Source organism: Nitrosomonas sp., assembly GCA_016703745.1.
Classification (GTDB): domain Bacteria; phylum Pseudomonadota; class Gammaproteobacteria; order Burkholderiales; family Nitrosomonadaceae; genus Nitrosomonas.
The window spans coordinates 1957996-1975850 of record JADJBK010000006.1; the positions used below are offsets into that span (position 1 = coordinate 1957996).

16 protein-coding genes and 1 tRNA gene are annotated in these 17855 nt (G+C 47.9%); 10 read left to right on the forward strand and 7 right to left on the reverse strand.

Going from position 1 to position 17855, the window contains the following annotated elements; all coding sequences use genetic code 11:
- Positions 1-254: 254 nt before the first annotated feature.
- Positions 255-330: transfer RNA gene (locus IPG31_10395), tRNA-Met, on the reverse strand.
- Positions 331-552: 222 nt separating this feature from the next.
- Here IPG31_10395 and IPG31_10400 point away from each other — a divergent pair.
- From IPG31_10400 to IPG31_10415, 4 genes are all read left to right on the forward strand, one after another.
- The gene (locus IPG31_10400; GenBank protein ID MBK6618735.1) at positions 553-3921 is read left to right on the forward strand and encodes a TonB-dependent receptor; all 3369 of its coding nucleotides are present in this window, start codon (positions 553-555) and stop codon (positions 3919-3921) included.
- A 12-nt stretch (positions 3922-3933) separates the two neighbouring features.
- A complete protein-coding gene (locus tag IPG31_10405; protein ID MBK6618736.1) occupies positions 3934-4443 on the forward strand; it encodes a hypothetical protein in 510 nt (169 codons plus the stop codon).
- A 26-nt stretch (positions 4444-4469) separates the two neighbouring features.
- Positions 4470-4766 carry a hypothetical protein gene (locus IPG31_10410; GenBank protein ID MBK6618737.1) on the forward strand — a complete coding sequence of 99 codons (297 nt, stop codon included), beginning with the start codon at positions 4470-4472 and terminating at the stop codon, positions 4764-4766.
- 114 nt (positions 4767-4880) lie between these two features.
- Positions 4881-5612, forward strand: coding sequence for a Crp/Fnr family transcriptional regulator (locus tag IPG31_10415; protein ID MBK6618738.1), 732 nt, complete (start codon positions 4881-4883; stop codon positions 5610-5612).
- A 3-nt stretch (positions 5613-5615) separates the two neighbouring features.
- Here IPG31_10415 and gshB read toward each other — a convergent pair whose 3' ends face one another.
- Positions 5616-6578: a glutathione synthase gene (gene gshB / locus IPG31_10420; protein MBK6618739.1), complete on the reverse strand. Its 963-nt coding sequence runs from the start codon at positions 6576-6578 to the stop codon at positions 5616-5618.
- Positions 6575-7882 (reverse strand): glutamate--cysteine ligase, encoded by a 1308-nt coding sequence (gshA, locus tag IPG31_10425; GenBank protein MBK6618740.1) that lies wholly within the window; start codon positions 7880-7882, stop codon positions 6575-6577. Before gshA ends, gshB begins: the two co-directional genes overlap by 4 nt.
- A gap of 240 nt (positions 7883-8122) precedes the next feature.
- Here gshA and serB point away from each other — a divergent pair, with 240 nt between their 5' ends.
- On the forward strand, positions 8123-8953 hold the full coding sequence (gene serB, locus IPG31_10430; protein MBK6618741.1) for a phosphoserine phosphatase SerB: 831 nt from the start codon (positions 8123-8125) through the stop codon (positions 8951-8953).
- A gap of 33 nt (positions 8954-8986) precedes the next feature.
- Here the strand turns inward: serB and IPG31_10435 are convergent, their stop codons facing one another.
- From IPG31_10435 to IPG31_10450, 4 genes are all read right to left on the reverse strand, one after another.
- Positions 8987-10309 (reverse strand): S8 family serine peptidase, encoded by a 1323-nt coding sequence (locus IPG31_10435; GenBank protein ID MBK6618742.1) that lies wholly within the window; start codon positions 10307-10309, stop codon positions 8987-8989.
- A 7-nt stretch (positions 10310-10316) separates the two neighbouring features.
- Entirely contained in the window at positions 10317-11018 is a 702-nt protein-coding gene (locus tag IPG31_10440) for a zf-HC2 domain-containing protein (protein ID MBK6618743.1), read from the reverse strand.
- Positions 11019-11630, reverse strand: a complete 612-nt coding sequence (locus IPG31_10445) for an RNA polymerase sigma factor (GenBank protein MBK6618744.1) — start codon at positions 11628-11630, stop codon at positions 11019-11021.
- A gap of 97 nt (positions 11631-11727) precedes the next feature.
- A complete protein-coding gene (locus IPG31_10450) occupies positions 11728-12402 on the reverse strand; it encodes a hypothetical protein (GenBank protein MBK6618745.1) in 675 nt (224 codons plus the stop codon).
- Between the two features lie 275 nt (positions 12403-12677).
- Between IPG31_10450 and IPG31_10455 the strand changes: the two genes are divergently transcribed.
- The 5 genes from IPG31_10455 (at position 12678) to IPG31_10475 (ending at position 17843) form a co-directional block, all read left to right on the forward strand.
- Positions 12678-13070: a hypothetical protein gene (locus IPG31_10455; GenBank protein MBK6618746.1), complete on the forward strand. Its 393-nt coding sequence runs from the start codon at positions 12678-12680 to the stop codon at positions 13068-13070.
- 94 nt (positions 13071-13164) lie between these two features.
- Entirely contained in the window at positions 13165-13407 is a 243-nt protein-coding gene (locus IPG31_10460) for a hypothetical protein (protein ID MBK6618747.1), read from the forward strand.
- Between the two features lie 31 nt (positions 13408-13438).
- On the forward strand, positions 13439-14221 hold the full coding sequence (locus tag IPG31_10465; GenBank protein MBK6618748.1) for a carbonic anhydrase family protein: 783 nt from the start codon (positions 13439-13441) through the stop codon (positions 14219-14221).
- Positions 14222-14691: 470 nt separating this feature from the next.
- A complete protein-coding gene (locus tag IPG31_10470) occupies positions 14692-15654 on the forward strand; it encodes a hypothetical protein (GenBank protein ID MBK6618749.1) in 963 nt (320 codons plus the stop codon).
- A gap of 44 nt (positions 15655-15698) precedes the next feature.
- Positions 15699-17843 (forward strand): hypothetical protein, encoded by a 2145-nt coding sequence (locus IPG31_10475; GenBank protein MBK6618750.1) that lies wholly within the window; start codon positions 15699-15701, stop codon positions 17841-17843.
- Positions 17844-17855 lie beyond the last annotated feature (12 nt).

Here is a 17855-nt window from a genome sequence, read left to right on the forward strand (position 1 = left end):
TTTCAAGATCAGCGCGGCCTGTATTTAATAGGAGTAGATATAGGCCTGTTCTGTGAATCAGCGATATATGTCGTGTAGGGACACCCTCAATAGCGATTTAATGAGCTGGCTAATATGCAACTACAAAACTGGCCTGGCATAGAAAGTAAGGCCGGGCGAGTTCAATGATCAACCCATATGGAAAGCAAGCTTTACTTCCTGTAAGAAGTAATTTGCAGGAAAAGGTAGTCTGAGCAGAATCTACAAGTAGGCAATGGTGGCGAATCAGGGATTTGAACCCCGGACCAACGGATTATGATTCCGCTGCTCTAACCACTGAGCTAATTCGCCACGTTAAGTCTGAAACAAGCGCATTTTCCCGTTGATTGGTAAAGATGTCAAGGTCAAGTCGGTATCCGTCATTCATCTATAAGGCATTCCTGTGACAAAAGTCACAGGAACTCTGACTGAAAATACATAAAATCTTTCCTGTAGATGCTGGTATCCATCTAGCATGGGAAGCGCATAGCCGGTATCATTGGCATATAACCTCTTGCTTAATAGGGTGAAGTGATGTACGTCTTCCGTATGGGAAAACAGGAACGACACAAAACCTGCCAACTTTTATGGCAGATTTTGTTCAGCATGCTGCTCATTCTTGCTGGTGGTGTCGCGCTCGCAGATGAATCAATTCCTGCTGCTCCTTGCGTCATCATCGCAGCGCGCGCGGTCTCAGTCGAAGGAATTACGGAATATCGTCGCAGTGGCGAATCTCACTGGCGTAGAGTGGAACTGGGTACCGTCTTTTGCCCGGGTGATTGGGTCAGTGTGCGTGCGCACAGTCGTGTGGCGCTGCGTTTCAGCAATGACAGCATGCTGCGATTCGATCAGAAAACCTCCGTGATCATCACTGCGCCTGCCAAGACGGAGTCCGCCACGTTGTTGGAACTGCTGGAAGGCAAGTTGCACATCATCACCCGCACACCCAGGCCTTTCAGGATCAAAACACCCATTATCAATGCCGGCGTTGAAGGTACGGAGTTTCTTATTGATTCCGATCTCGATCAGGTCCGCATCGTGGTTTATGAGGGGAAAGTCAGCGCGAGCAATGCACACGGCAGTGTATTGCTGGCAGATCAGGAATCCGCCATTACATTGAGAGATCAGGCGCCTCGCAAGGCGGAGATGGTTCGCCCGGTGGATGCGGTGCAGTGGGCACTTTATTATCCGGCTGTCATCGATCATCGGCTGGATAGGGGGATATTTTCTGAATCTGCGACGTTGATCTGGCAACAGGTTCTCGACTATTACCGGCAAGGTCAGCTGCAGTCAGCGCTGGAACTCCTGGGTGAAATGGATTCATCTGAGCGGACAGCAGGACTGCTGACCTTCCGTGCCGGTTTGCTGCTGTCGGTTGGACGTGTGATGGAGGCCAGAGACAGTATCGATGCGGCACAACGGCTCGAATCTGGTAACAGCAACGCCTATGCCCTGCAAGCCATCATCGCTGTCGTGCAGAATGACAAAGGCGCCGCACTCGCTCTGGCAAACCAGGCGGTTGAGCATGATCCGGCATCGCCGGTTGCCAAACTCGCTTTATCCTACGTACAACAGGCACATTTTGACATCGAAGCGGCGCTTGCCAGTGTTGAGACAGCCGTTAGCCTGGATGAACAATCCGCACTTGCATGGTCGCGGTTGGCGGAATTGCGGATGGCTGATGGTGATCTCGATCGCGCACTGGAAGCTGCGCAGCAGGCGGTTCGCCTCGATCCGCGTCTGGGCAGAACTCAGGCCATGCTCGGATTCGCGCATCTGCTACGTATCGATATGCAGCAGGCCAAGGCTGCATTCAATCAGGCCATAATATTCGATCAGGCCGATCCCCTGCCGCGACTGGGGTTGGGGCTTGCGCTGGTGCGTGAAGGCAAACTTGAGGCCGGGCGTATCGAGATCGAAATTGCTGCGAGCCTTGATCCTGCCAATTCACTGATTCGCAGCTATCTTGGTAAAGCCTATTTTGAAGAGAAACGTTATGGCCTTGCCGGTACCCAGTTTGATCTTGCCCGGCTGCGTGATCCGCTTGATCCGACTCCCTGGCTATATGATGCCATCCAGAAACAGACACAGAACCGGCCGATAGAAGCACTGCACGATATCCAGCAATCGATCGGGCTGAACAATAATCGCGCGGTCTATCGCTCAAAGCTACTGCTCGACCAGGATCAGGCCGCACGCGGATCGAGTCTGGCACGTATTTACGACAATCTCGGTTTTGAAAAACGCGCGCTGATGGAAACTGCAAAATCGCTAAGTTTTGATCCTTCCAGCCATTCCGCACACCGTTTTCTGTCGGATGCCTATGCCAATATTCCACGCCATGAAATCGCCCGCACCAGTGAACTGCTGCAGGCGCAACTGCTACAGCCGATCAACGTCAACCCGGTACAGCCGCGCATGGCGGTTGCTGATCTCAACATCATCACCGGCACCGGATTGTCGGCGCCGGGATTCAACGAATTTGCCCCGTTGATGGAGCGCAACAAGCCGCAACTGGTAGCGTCCGGCATGCTTGGCAGTAACGGCACATTGGGCGACGAAGTCGTCGCCTCCGCCCTGTTCGATCGCGCCTCGATCAGCGTAGGCCAGTTGCATTATCAGACCAAAGGGTTTCGCCCCAATAATGACCAGACACACAACGTTTACAATGCTTTCATGCAGTATGCGGTGACGCCAAAATTCAATGTACAGGCGGAATTCAGAAGACGGGAGTCGGAACATGGCGACCTGCCTCAGGATTTTGATCCCCGGATTTTTAATCCAAATTCACACAGAGAGATAAATGAGTATGTTGCGAGAGCTGGCGCAAGATATGCCCTGTCACAAAACCAGGATCTGCTTTTTTCTGGAAGATATCTGGATAGATCGGAGAAACCCAGCAGAAATGCGGATTTCACAAGACTATACGGCTTCCAGACCGAAGCTCAACATCTGTTCAGAAGTAAACATTTTAATTCTGTCCTGGGGGGCGGCGTTTACCGGCTTGACAATGATGTTTACCGGAACAATGTTTATATGTACTCAAATTTCCTCCTGCTCAAAAATTTGACAGCAACCTTGGGATTGAGTCATGACGATTCCAGGATTGTTTTCAATGAAGATACTAAAAAACAAACAAGTAAATTAAATCCCAAGATAGGGGTTCAGTGGGATATTCTGGAAGATTTGCGTTTGCGATTTGCCTGGTTTGAAATGACCAAACCGCATCTGATCGCTCAACAAACATTGGAACCCACCCAGATTGCAGGCTTTAACCAGTTCTTTGATGATCTCAACGGATCAGAATCCCGTCGTGTCGGTATCGGCCTGGATTCACGGTTGGCGAAGCAGTTTTATACCGGGATGGAAATCTCGGAACGAGCCATGCATGTCCCTCAATTTGAGCGAATGCTATCATCGGAAATCGTTGAATTTGAGAAACAGAAAGAACAGATTTTACGCGGATATCTCTACCATACCCCGCATCCTTACTGGGCATTTCGCAGCGAGATACAATTTGAAAGATTTACGCGAAATGATGTTAAGAATCAAATCAAATTGGATAAGCAGGATCCGGTAGCGATTGAAACATTAAGCGTGCCTTTGTCAGCCGAGTATTTTCATCCCACAGGGGTTTTTGCGCGGTTTACTTCTACATTTGTCAGTCAGGACCTGAAACGCAAGGCAGATAGTAAAAATGCTGGTTTCGACTCTTTCTTTCTACTGGATTTACATGCTGGTTTCAGGTTACCCCGGCGCCGGGGAATCCTCAGCTTTGAAATCAAAAATCTGCTCGACGAAAAGTTTTTCTTCAGAAGCTGGAATTTTTATCAATCTGAATTTACAGCGCCTCGATTCTTGCCGGAGCGCACGTTTTTACTGAGAGCAACATTTAATTTTTGAAGGAGAGTCGCTATGACTGAATGCATAAAAGAAAGCAAGTTGACGGTAACGCTTTTGAGCGAAGATATCAAAAAAGCATTATCGGAAATTTTGAGTACAATCGAAGCAGGCAGGCAAATGGGTGAAATTGGCTCAGTAGTCTTCAGGGATATCCATAACCGCACTCTCTTTTTTCAGGTTGAAAAGGATTTCGATCAGCCTGCTACGCTTGTCGTGAACTCGCTGGCTGGAGAATCGCGTCAATATAGTTATTCATCCAGTTTTTCCTACGTAGTCACACATGAACCCCATAGAAGACAGGGTGAGCGTTGCGGCATTACCGAATATAATAATGGTGTTCCCACAACTTTTTATATTGAAGGGGGATTCACTTATTACGGTGCAAATCCAGCTTACTATGGTCAGCATTTTTATCTTGAGCACGAAAATAATCGTTGTTGTTTGTATAGGGCAAATAGAGAAGTCGTTTTTGGACAAGTGGAGTATGTTAAAACAGGCAATCCGTTGCTTTGTTCGGCTTAGGGTCCTTTTAGACAAGGAGAGTGGAAATGGCGTACAGCTATGTGCTTAAATATAACCCTCATCACCCGGCGGGTCAGCGCGTTATTGCTGAAGAGCATAATAGCGGCACCCAGACTGTACTGGCTATTTCTCTCAAAGAAAATAAAGGGTTTACCTATGGTTTGGTCGGTGGGTTAACAAATCACGATCTTGTTAATCAGCATTTCTACGTGGAGTGTCCTCCCGGGGTGGGGATTGCTTACCTATATTACGCAACAAAAGTGCTCATTCATGGACAGCTGGAATATGTTAAAACAGGTGGCCCGATCCTTAGTTCGCAATAAGCTGTTGTAAGTTAAATGTCTATTTGAGTTTACCTGGGTTCGAGAATGGGCGATTCGGGATTCATGGTAAGTGTTACGGATAGTTTGGCTTGAATAACACAGGGAGTATTGATGATGAGTATATCTACCCGCACCAATCATTTTTTAGCTGATTCGCCTCCATTGCTATTCGAGGCCGTCAGGGAGCTTCAGGAATTTTTTTCAGATAACCCGGAAAAAATCGGGCAATCATGCCATCAACAGCGCTACGCCGCAGGTGAGGAGATTGTGCGTTATCACGACAAATCCAACAGTGTCTTTTTCATTCTGGAAGGGACGATTCGCATTCATTATTATGCGTTATCCGGCGATGAGGTGATCCTGTGTGATTTGCCAGCGGGAGAGATGTTTGGTGAACTGACGGCGATTGATGGACTGCCTCGATCCGCAGCGGCTGTCGCCAAAACCAATGCACTGTTGGCCTCCATGTCTGGCAAAGCTTTTCTGGAATTGATTCATGCCAGCCCCGATTTTTGTACCGAAATTCTGAAGCGCCTTGCGGGTCAGGTACGACGGCTGACAGAACGTGTATACGATCACACGCTCTGTGTGCGGCATCGCATTCATGTTGAACTGTTGCGGCTGGCGAAAATCCACATGGTTTCAGCCAATTCTGCCGTCATCAATCCGGTTCCAACGCACGCGGAACTGGCGTGTTTCATCAGCACACATCGGGAAGCGGTGACTCGTGAGCTGAATGATTTGACCCGGGATGGACTGATTCAGCGCAATGGGCACACGTTGGGCGTGCCGGATGTTGCAAAACTGGAGAACATGGTTAACAAGATTCGCGGTGCGGCAGCGTAGTCGTCAGGTGTTGCGTATGCGAATGCTATTTTCCAGCGCGTCGATCATTAGACCCGCCACGTTGATGCCGCTTTGCACAGTAATTTCCTGCATTCCGGTGGGGCTGGTGACATTGATTTCTGTCACATAATCTCCGATCACGTCCAGCCCAACCAGCATCAATCCACGCCGATATAGAATTTCGCCGAGCATTTCAGCAATTTCCCGATCACGAGGTGATAAAGGTTGCGCAATTCCCGTACCACCAGCGGCAAGATTGCCGCGTGTTTCTCCGGGTTTGGGTTTGCGCGCAAGCGCCTGTGCGACCGGTTGACCGGCAATCAGCAATATTCGCTTATCCCCTTCCACAATTTCCGGCAGAAAACGCTGCACCATGATGGTACGTGTTCCGTAGTGGGTGAGCGTTTCAATGATTACACCAATATTGTGATCGGTGCTATGCACCCGAAAAATACTGGCGCCGCCCATGCCATCGAGTGGTTTGAGAATGATATCTTTATGTTCAGCCAGAAAATCACGAATGAGGGCTTCCTGCCGCGTCACCAGAGACGGCGGAATGAACGGCGCAAACTCCATGATGGCAAGCTTTTCGTTGTGATCACGGATGGCCCGGGGGCGGTTGATTACAAATGCACCTTGCTCCTCGGCCAGCTCCAATAAATAAGTGCTGTAAACATACTCCATGTCGAACGGTGGATCCTTGCGCATCAGCACCGCGTCGAACTCCGCAAGCGCCAATTCCTGACGCTCTTCCTGCTGATACCAGACATTGCCCCTGATGGAAGGATCGACAAAGTCGAGTTTGCGGGCAAAACCTGTGACTACCCCACTCCTCCAGATGATATCCCCTTGCTGAAGCACATAAATCTGATGCTGACGGGCATGCGCTTCGAGCATCATTGCGTAACTCGAATCTTTCCTGGGATTGAGGGTATCGAGTGGATCGAGAATGAAAGCCAGTTTCATCGGGTTGTGGCTATCGACAGTGCAGCAGTCTGCTGTGTATAACGTTCCAGCTCAATGGCAGCAGCCAGCAGCGCCAGTCTGGCAATGACTCCGTAGGCATAAAATCGATTGGGAACCGCATCCGGTTGGGCGGCACGGTCTGGCTGAACGCAGGTGGTGTCAAATGCCAGTGGTTCAAAATGCATGCCTGGTGCATTGAGATTTTCATCGACACCACGGCCAGTGTGAACTCGGTAAAAACCGCCAACCACATAACGATCAATCATGTAAATGACCGGCTCAGCTACGGCCTGGTTGATGCTCTCAAAGGTATAGACCCCTTCCTGTACCAGCACATTGCTGACCTGCAGGCCTTCCTTGACCGTAGCCATTTTGTTGCGTTGCTTGCGGTTGAGCTGATAAACCTCGTTGCTGTCCTTGATGCTCATGATTCCCATGCCGTAAGTCCCGGAATCTGCCTTGACAATGACAAACGGTTTTTCCTTGACACCGTACTGCGTATATTTTTCCTGGATCTCCCGCAGGATTTCATCGACTGCAGCGGCGACGCAATCTTCTCCTTGTTTCTCGTGAAAATTCACCTTGCCGCATGAGGTGAAGTAAGGGTTGATCAGCCATGGATCAATGCCGATCAGTTCAGAAAAATCCTGCGCTACCGTATCGAAGGCGCTAAAGTGCAATGACTTCCGGCGCGTTGCCCAGCCTGCATGCAATGGCGGCAGAATAATCTGTTGCAGATTCTGAAGAAGGGCAGGCACCCCGCCAGATAGATCATTATTGAGCAGAATCGCGCAGGGATCGAAATTGCTGGTACGCAGCCGGTTGCCGCTGCGCTCGACGGGTTCCAGCAGCAGCGTATCTCCATTGGGCAGGGTGATCGGTGTAGGCTGTGTGATTTCCGACAACAGCGAGCCAATACGGACATTCAACCCCGCCTGCTGCATGATCGCCTGCAACGTAGCAACATTCTGCAGATAAAAGGTGTTACGGGTATGATTTTCCGGTATCAGCAGAATATTGCTCGCATCCGGACAAATCTTTTCAACTGCGGTCATCATCGCCTGTACACATAACGGGATGAATGTCTGGTTCAGATTATTGAACCCGCCTGGAAAAAGATTGGTATCCACTGGCGCAAGCTTGAAGCCACTATTACGCAGATCAACCGAACAATAAAAAGGAACCGCATGCTCGATCCATTGCTTGCGCAACCAGTGTTCAATGGTTGGCATGGCGTCGAGAATACGTTTTTCCAGATCAAAGATAGGGCCGCTCAAATCAGCGGTAAGATGGGGCGTCGGCATATCGGAGTCGCAGTAAATTGATTTCCGTGATTATAGCATCCCTGCCAGGGAAGCCTTAATTGCGCGGGAGTCGCTCAAGGTGCGCGAATCAGTCGGGGTAGCCAGATGATATTGGTGAACGGCAGTAGACCTGCCCGAGCAACACAGGACGGGTACAATATGCCGGTTGATACCAATTTAAGTGGTGATTGCGCGAGTGATGCTGACTGTTAATAGACGAACTACTTTTAACCAAACGATATGAATCTGATCATTCAAGGAACCGAAATAGAAAACAGCGACTTGCGGGCGCTGGCCAAACTGGCCGGGGCGAGTCAGATCGAGCGCATAACGGGAGAAGCATTCCGAATGCTCGATGCGCAACCGCATCCGGAGATTGAATCTTTTTGCAAGCAGACTACTCTCGACTTTGCATTCGTGCCGCCAGGAAAAAAACTGGCTGATTTTGGTCTGGTAGTCATGGATATGGATTCTACATTGCTGGCGATCGAGTCTATCGATGAAATCGCCGATTTTCATGGGATCAAAGCTGAAGTTGCAGCCATTACGCAAAGCACCATGCGCGGAGAGATCAATTTTGCGGAGAGCATTACTCGTCGCGCTGCATTGCTTGAAGGTCTGCCAGAAAGTGTGCTGCAAAGAGTTTATGACGAACGGCTACGATTGAGTCTGGGTGCGGAAAAAATGCTGCAATGCATGCAATCAGTTGGGATCAAGACGATGGTGGTTTCCGGTGGCTTTACCTTTTTTACCGAGCGGATCATGAAGCGTCTGGGGCTGGATTATGCTTTTGCTAACACACTCGACATTCAGAATGGCAAACTAACCGGGAAAGTGCTGGGCAATATCATCGGCGCAACCGCCAAGGGGGAGATTCTCAAGCAAAAACGAGATGCACTGGGGCTATCCAAAGAGCAGGTGATTGCCATCGGTGATGGTGCGAACGATATCAAAATGCTGGGTGCGGCAGGAGTGGGCATCGCTTTTCATGCTAAACCGGTAGTGCAGGCGCAGGCTACTTATTGCCTCAACCACGTGGGGTTGGATGGTGTACTGAATCTTTTCGGGTAATCTGTATTCGGAGCAGAGTTGTTCGCTCATTAATCACGGTCTGGCCATGCTTGCTCTGGTTGTCATGATGTGGCCTGCCGGTTTCACGAATGGATGGCCGCCCAGCAAGCCATTGCTGAGGATTTTGTAGAATCCAGAATAATTGGCTTTTGCCAACAACCCAAGAAGTTCCTGGCGGGTTATGCTGCGTTGTTGCAACAATAGTGCTGCAAGTCCGGAAACATGGGCTGTTGCCAGTGAATTTCCAGAAATAAAGTCGTAAGTGCCTTTGGGAAAGGTCGTCAGTATTTCTTCACCCGGTGCAAATACGGTGGATCGCTGATTTTTTGAGGAGGTTTTAATCGCCCTGCTACCCAGACTCTGAACGGCAATCACACCGGGTTGATAAGCCGGAAACCCGTTGTTTCCATCCACCTTGTCCGACTGAGAGGCAATGATGGTGATGCCGCGTTGAATGGCGGTTTCGATTAATTTGGCCAGAAGAGGATCATATGGGCCGGTCAGGCTTAAATTAATGATGTCGACCTTCATTTCGATCGCCGTATTGAGCGCAAGCGCCAGGCTGAAATTGTTACAGACCGCTTCTATACTGCCTGTATTGATTTCCCAGCAAGCTTTCAATGCAATGACGTGACTGTCAGGTGCAATACCAACAATGCCTTCTTCATTGTCTGCCTTGGCCACGATTACTCCAGCAATTGCCGTGCCATGAAGGTCTTTATTAAATTCCGGGGATTTCTGGGCGACGAAATTCCTGGTTTCCCTGATCTGCCCTTCAAGATCAGGATGGGTAACGTCTACGCCTGTATCAATGATCGCAATCTTTACATTTTTGCCAGTAATCCTGCTATGTATTGCAGCCAGATTCATCGGCTGGATATGAGTTTGCAGGCGATAATAAGGATCGTTGTAGCTATCCGCCATCACCCGAAAATAATTTAATCCTTGAACATGGTTGATACGGATATCACTCGATAATTTGTTGATGATTTCATTCAGCGGTTGATTGCTATCCACCTGATAAACTACGCAATATTCATTGATTGCACTGATAAGCCACTGCGAGAGAGTTTTTAGTTTGTAATCCGTTTCAATGGTCGAGGCTACTTTTCTACTCCAGGTTGAGCTGCTGTACTCTCCTCGACGACGATAAGTCTGATTGGCCGTGCCAATCTGAATGCGATTGGACTGTTTCTCGGTATAAGTTACCAGAATAATATTGTTTTCCTGCTCGTGATCGAAGAGCTGGGGATCAATCCATAATGCCTGCTCTGCCCGGATTGGCAAAGCAGCTGACAGCAGCATGATCAGAGCAAAAACCAATAAACAGCATTTTGTTTGAGTTTTCAACAGCATGATAGTCCTAATCAGAAGAAGATTGCCCTTGGGAAAACTCGGCAAAAATAACGAGCGCATTGTTACGCAGCTGCAAGATGGCGTCATCAAGTACCGGTTGGCTGGTTTCGTAATTGCCGATCTGAATTTCGTAGATACCATTATTGGATGGCCCTTTCACAATATGGCCTGACACCCCATGCACAATAGCCTCGATTTGCTGGGGTTCCAGTTTGTCTTCCACAAAGGCAATGCGTGCAATATTCTTTGGCATGCTCTCGGTTGCGTTGGCCAGCGTCCGGTATTCGCCGGATAACTTGGGCATATCCACCGGAGACTCAAATATTAATACTGATGCCAGCAAAAACAGGCTTGCCGCCAGAGCAGCGTACTTCATTGCTCCGGAGCAGTGATGCATAGATGCGGTTGGCAACTTCCTGTATTTTTTATGGCCGGCCAGCGTAGTTGGTTTTGGAACGGCCTTAATCTGATTTTTGAGTTTGGCAAATGAAACCTGCGATACCTGCTGTAGCAGTTCGGTCTGCTGTATCTTGTCAAACAGCTGCTGTTGCTGCCGTAATTCGATTCTGCAGGCGACACAGCTCCTGATATGGTTTTTTACCTGCGTCTGTTCGGTGGAATCCAGGGAGCGATTAATGTACCACGGTAACAGGTTCCATGCCCTTTCATGCTCGTTTTCAGTGACAGTCCGGGTAGTTGTGATCGTCATTTATTTACTCCTGCCATTAAGTTCGGGAAGCAGTCTGGCCAAGATTTTTCTAGCATGAAACATCCGGGTTTTCACCGTATTCTCAGGGCACTGCATGATCTTGGCAATTTCATTGTAATGCAAACCCTGATAGTAAGTCATTTCTACGACGGCCCGTTGCTCCACTGACAGTTTGCTGAGCGCAACTTCAAGCCAGTTACTTAACTCCAGTTGGGAAACCCAGTGTGCGCTGTTGTCAGGAAAATAATCCAGTTCATCACAAAATTCTACCAATCGGTCCTCTCTTGTCAGGCTTTGTTCAATATTTTTCAACCCCTTCAGATACGCGATCCCCAATATCCATGTCGAAGGTCGACATACCTGATCATAAGTCGATGCCTTTTCCCAAACGACATACATGACATCATTGATGACTTCTTCGATACCATTCTGACGCTTGGTGACATGAAAAATGAATTGATATAGTCGTTTGAAATAACGATGATAAAGTTGTTCAAAAGCGACTTCATTGCCAGCTGCAATTTCTGCAATCAAGTTCTTTTCCTGATCCCGCTGCTCATGTGAATCAAATGGCCTGGATTGACGTGTTTCAGGTACTGAAGACCCATGCATGGTGATTACTCCACTCATCAAAAATACGGATTTCGGGTTTTACAGCCGTCTATTCCTTGTCATGCATAAAAGGTTCATTGTACACATAGCAAAAGAATCAAAATCCGATTGTGATGGAAAAAACCACGCTGTTATGAACCACTCTGGGATGAAATTGCCACCCTGAAGGGATTTCTTTTTCTTTCCCCAGATACTCTCCCTTGTAATAACGAAGATCGAGCCCCAGGTTCCGGGAGGCATACCAGACCAGACCCAGATTCAGATATACAAAATCATCATAGTTCAGCACCTTGGCCTGTCTGCTGTAGCCGAAAGTGCCCGATAGTTCGATAGCCTCGGCAATCGGATAACGCCCCGAAACCTCGGAATTGAACGAGATGTGATTTTGCTGATAACCATTTTCGGAAAAACCGAAATTGACGGTTAGCAGATCACGGAAATGGCCATAAAGATAAAACTCGTTGTAGTCCACTGTCCGGCCAAATATCCTGCCGTTAAAAATGTAACGCGTCCATTCGATATTGAATCGCCAATCATCCGAAAGCGCATAGGCAAAGCCAGCATAGGGCTTGAATTCAATCCGGGAAGGATTTCTGAATTCATCATCATTGAAATTTACCGTGGATACAAATGCACCGAGATAAATCCCGGATTTGAACTCATAGTCAATATTGGCCTGGAGCGCTGGCTTCCGGTCGCTCTTGGAATAACCCCGCCAGATATAGTCTGTTGTAGCCGTCACGCTGCCACTGAAATCAGCATGGCCAGTCATGGAAATAAAAAGAACCAGCGAAATACCTGAAAAAGCCTGAATCAGATAAAAGTACTTTTTTTGTATTTTTGGGATAGTCATGAACTTGATCTATTGATGCACTTCAAAGTTGAATCCGCCTCAGAAGTAATCACATCAGCCTTTTTGAGGTTTTTTAATGCGTTTGAACTATTTCATCTATACGCGGAATGAACGGGTGGTAAGAAGAGAGCATGTAGATGCTTATCTTACCTTACGAAGATATGTTAACTTTAATTATTCGATGGAGAACAAAGATGAAGCTAACCATGATTAAGACCTCAACCGTATTGACCGCAGCACTGGCCGTGTTCGCGGCAGCATTACCGGCTGCTGATGCTGACGCAGCGAGTATACGGGTAAAATGTGAAAAAAAATCAAACCGCTCCAAGGTTTCTGTCGATGGTGGCGACCTAGTCCCGGGGGATTATGTTGCTCGAATCGTTTCGGGAAGTAACACCAAAAAATCTGCCTCTAAACCAGCGATAGGTGATGAAGTGGAATTTGATTTCGATAGCGATCCGGGAGATATCACTGCAGGTGCTACACCGATCACTCGTACCTTTATTCAAGGAAGCGTAACGGGTCAATTGATCAATGCAAGAGGGTTTACCGTTGCTCAAACAACCAGTACCTGCCGCATAAAATAACAAAAAAGGTCGACAAGGCCGTCCGAGAAGGCTCATCCTTTCTCGGATGGCTCTGCCGTGTTATGGTTGATCAATTCTGTAATGAGATATTCACATGAGATTACAAAGGTTTATATTTCTGATTAGTCTATTCATCAGTGGCGCCTGCCTGGCAGCGCCAGAAAGTCAGCCGGAAACAGGGAAATTCCGGGCGCAGCAACCAGCTGTCGAGATACCTGTTCACACCCCAAACAGTACAACCGCTCAAACCAGGATACAAAACAAAAGCAATCCGGAACAAGGCGCGCGTCATGAAAAAAGCAGGATGATCGATTTCTGTCGAAAAAACCCGTGCTGATTTAGTCTGAAAAATACAGGAGCACACTGTTATGAAAAAAGAAATCTTCTTGAGTGGGAGTCTGTTGATTTTGATTTTCTTCGCCATGAAAGGCCTTGCTGAAGAAATACATTGGTCACACGACCACCAGGCTGAATGGGGTTCTATCCAGCATCTGACCGAAACCCGTATTCCTGAAATGTACCCGTTTGCAACTTGCAGTATAGGGCAGCGCCAATCTCCGGTGGATTTATCCATCATGAGCAATCAGCATAAGACCAATCGCCTCCGCATTCATTACCTGCCTGATCACCCGGTTTTCTTCAATAGCGGCCATGGCGTGCAAGTCAATACCTCGGAAAATTATGCTGGAAAGCTGGTTGTTGGGCATGAGGATTATTCCCTGATCCAGTTCCACTTTCATGAGCCAAGCGAGCATGTGATCGGTGATCAGAGTTTTCCGGCAGAACTGCATTTCGTTCATGTGCGTGATGATGGAAAAATCGCCGTACTGGGCGTGTTAATTGGATTAGGTAAAGAAAACTCGACGCTTCAGTCGATTCTCGACAACATTCCTTCTGAAGCGGGGGAAAGCAGAAACGATGAGTCCATCAATATTCACCCAGAAAAACTGCTGCCACGGAACAAAAGAATGGTTTTCTCCCTGGCTGGTTCACTGACTACTCCACCCTGCAGCGAAGGCGTTGACTGGTATATTCTGATGGAATCCATCACTATTTCGGAAGCTCAGCTGCTGCAACTGAAAGCCCTCTATTCTGAAAACGCACGTCTACCACAAAACCTCAATGGCAGGGTTGTAACCCATCAGCCGTAATAGATATCCGGTTAGCAAAGGATGCTTCTTGGAAGTCTATGCTTGCAGGTGTCAGCCCAATCTTTTTACTACAATGTTCTGGCCCAATCGTCCTGCATTCCGAATTGCAGGACGCATCTTCCATACATTTCCTCCTTTAATTCTTTTTTATATCAAATAATTAAAACTATCTTTAGTAAACGAGAATAGTTTTTCTATTCCAAGCTGCTTTCCGCAGCAGTCGCAATAATTAATGGCTATGTCATCGTTAGTTAGTGGTTGTCATGTAACCCAATGAATTTAAAGAAAAATATCAATTATTAGTTTTTTGGCTAATGGCTTGTTTATAAATGATAAATAGTGTTTATTTGCAGTGACCAACAATTAACGATGACATAGCCTAATTAATTGAACCTTTTACCTTGCCAACGGAATGAACCACGCATTGTTTGTGACGGTTTTTTTAATTTTGATGGCTAAAGGGAGAGGTAATGAAACTATATGGTGTCACGGTTTGTTCTATTACAAACGAGTTAGTACGGAGACAGATTAATCCGTCATTATTTCTGTTAGCCCTATGTGGGCGATTTTTTCGCCTGCCTGAATTTCAGATTGTGCTTCTGTTGCTCATCTCCATCATGTCCTCTCCGGTGAATTCGGCAGAAAACACATCACCGAAACCACCAGTCAAAGCTTGTACTTCCTGCCACGATAATACCGAAGCCAAGGTTCACACTGCGTACCATGGAGATTGTCTGTCCTGCCATGCCGATGCGGAGCTCCATCGTCACAAGGCAGATGAAATTTTTCCGGGCAAGGTGGAAGATAAGTCCTGTTTCTCCTGCCATATTTCCGGAAAGGGGCATGCGAAGGATGCTGGCAAGATGAATTTTGCAGTTTCAGAGCATAGCAAGGCTGGTATTCAGTGTATCGATTGCCATGGCATTCACAAAGATAAGATCAGTGGCGATCCAAATGTCGCCAATTTGCGGTTGGATAACCATGCCAAATTGTGTATCACCTGTCATCAGGATGTGTTTGTCCGCTTCAACATGATCTCGCATCACCCGTTGCGGGAAGGGGGAATCACCTGCACCGATTGTCATAACCAGCATAGCAGCATCAAAACAACGCTGGGTGGAAGAACCGAGCAATGTACGCAATGTCATCAGGCTGTGCGAGGGCCACATGTATTTGAGCATCCCCCGGCGGTGGAAAATTGCGCCAGTTGTCACAATCCTCACGGTACACCCAATCGGCGACTGCTGGAAGTCAGTCAGCCCATGCTGTGCCTGCAATGCCACTCGCTACCCAACAATCGCCATGGTCAATCTGGTAGTACCTCGACAGGCGAGCTGACCACGCAAATGATTTCAGGTGCGGTGCTCAGAAACTGTAGCAGCTGTCATGCGGCAGTCCACGGTAGTTCAATCGACCAGCATCTCAGATATTGATGTCTCAGGAGCTTACTATCGTTAAAATAAAAATTTATATAAGCTTGCCCCTTCTCATAGCCACAGGTTTGACCAGTCAGCTACTTCTTGCCGAAAATGAACTGGCCAGAAGTGATAATAAAGTCAGTGTTGAAATCACACCGAAATTGTACTTCTTTGATTACCATCGGGGCGTGGATGGGGATCGAACCCAGTTTCTGGAGCGTTATAACTATCAGGAAAGCGGTTCGAACAGTCGTTCCGGTTTCTACCCGGATGCAGACATCAGCATTCTGGTGAGCAATCCACGGCGCAATGTGTTCTCACTGGAGCGTCAAGGTTATGGCATTTATACCCATCGAGGCAGGATGGCGCTGGATATGGATAAGATTGGCCTTGCAGGCTATTACCGAAATTTCCGTTCTTCCACCGGAGGAATTGATTTTCTCTACAGCCCCAACCAGGTTCCTGGTGGCACCGATCCACTCTACACCTCCGCTAACAGCGGCTACGTTGCCCGATTCAATGATGATTCAAATGGCCAGACTCGCTACAGTATCGATCGTCTCACCTACGGAGGTGGATTGGCTTTGAAACCTGAGCTGTTTGGAAGTATGGGCTCACTTACCTTTAGCTATGACGGTTATCAGCGTGACGGCAACCGTTTTGCCACCTTTGTGCTCGGTGGGGGAGATGTGAATAGCGCCGCTCCGAATACAGGAACGCAACAGCGCTGGCGCGGTTTTGACATGCCGGTTAATGAACAGATGAACCGCTTCTCGGTAAATCTGAGTGGTGCACCAGGCGGTTTGCAGCTGACCTACGATGGTTCAATAGAAAAATTCCAGAATCGGGCGAATGATTTTACCCTTGCGAATTTTGCCAACTTTGGTGCAAATTCGGACCGAATCATACCCAGTAATGCCCCCATCCATTTCATACCAGATAGCACGCTGTTAACCAACAATTTCCAATTGACCAAAAATTTTGGCTTGACTGCTATAGGTTCCGGTTACGGGTTGTCAATTCTCGATCAGGATTCATTTACCCAGAATCAGCTGGCTGCCGGTTATGGCACTGGTAAGATCGTTACCAATAGCGCCTTTCTCAACATCAATTCCGCCGTATTATCCTGGGCAGGACTGGAGGGTTATGCCAAGTATTACAACCGTGATAACGACTCAACCTTTCCGGCAAGCGGGCTGATCGATCCGTTTGGTGCTCAGGAACTCGGGGTAAGAATCAACACGATTGAATCTTTTACTTATGGACTGGCGGCCACTTTCCGGCCACGCATACTCAAATCAACAATAACAGTTGGTTGGAAAGGTGAAAATACTGGCCGGGATCTGACCTGGACCGATGCTTCGATAGTAACAGGGCTGAATGGTATTCAACCGCAGCGATCACTTTATCAACAGCGCACCTTCTCCAACGAAGGCTATATCAATTGGGTAACCCGACCACTTGATGGCCTGATCATACGCATCACGCCCTCTTATCTGCGTGCAAGTCAGACCGGGCTGCTCACGGAGCCGGCAGAATCACTTAATTTGAAGTCGACCATGAGCTATCTTCTGAGCGACAGTATTCTGTTGAGTGGCTACTACCATTTCACAAATCGCAAGAACAATAACAACAGTCTGGCTTTCGCCCTGACCACGCCGGTGATAACTGATGGCTTTTCACTCAAGCAAAATACCAATAACTCTCAGCAATCTGCGGGAATTTCACTGAGTTTCACCCCGGATGAAACACTGAGTACTACCGCGAGTTTTAGCTGGATGCGTAATGATTTTACGACATACCTGATTACATCTAACCGCAGACGCTTCGAGGCACCCGGAAATACGGTGTTGTTCGCGTTGCGTGACAGACCCAATTATCTCGTCGATACCTATGTCTTCTCAATCAATACAGACTGGCAGGCAACCGGGAAATTGAGCTTCAGCAGCGGCTATACCCTTTCACATTCCAGAGGGCATACAGCAACTGGCTATACTGGCAATCAGCTCCGATTAGCAACGGGTGATGTAGACCAGCAAATCGACAACATGCTTCATCATCTTGCGCTGGGCGCAAATTATTCCATTAACGACTCCCTGAAACTCAGAGGATCTTATGGCTACAGCTTCTATCAGGATAAGGCCTTCAATACCTTAACGGGAGGTTATCATTTCGTTATGATAGGAGCATCACTGCGTTTTTGAGTACGTAAAAAT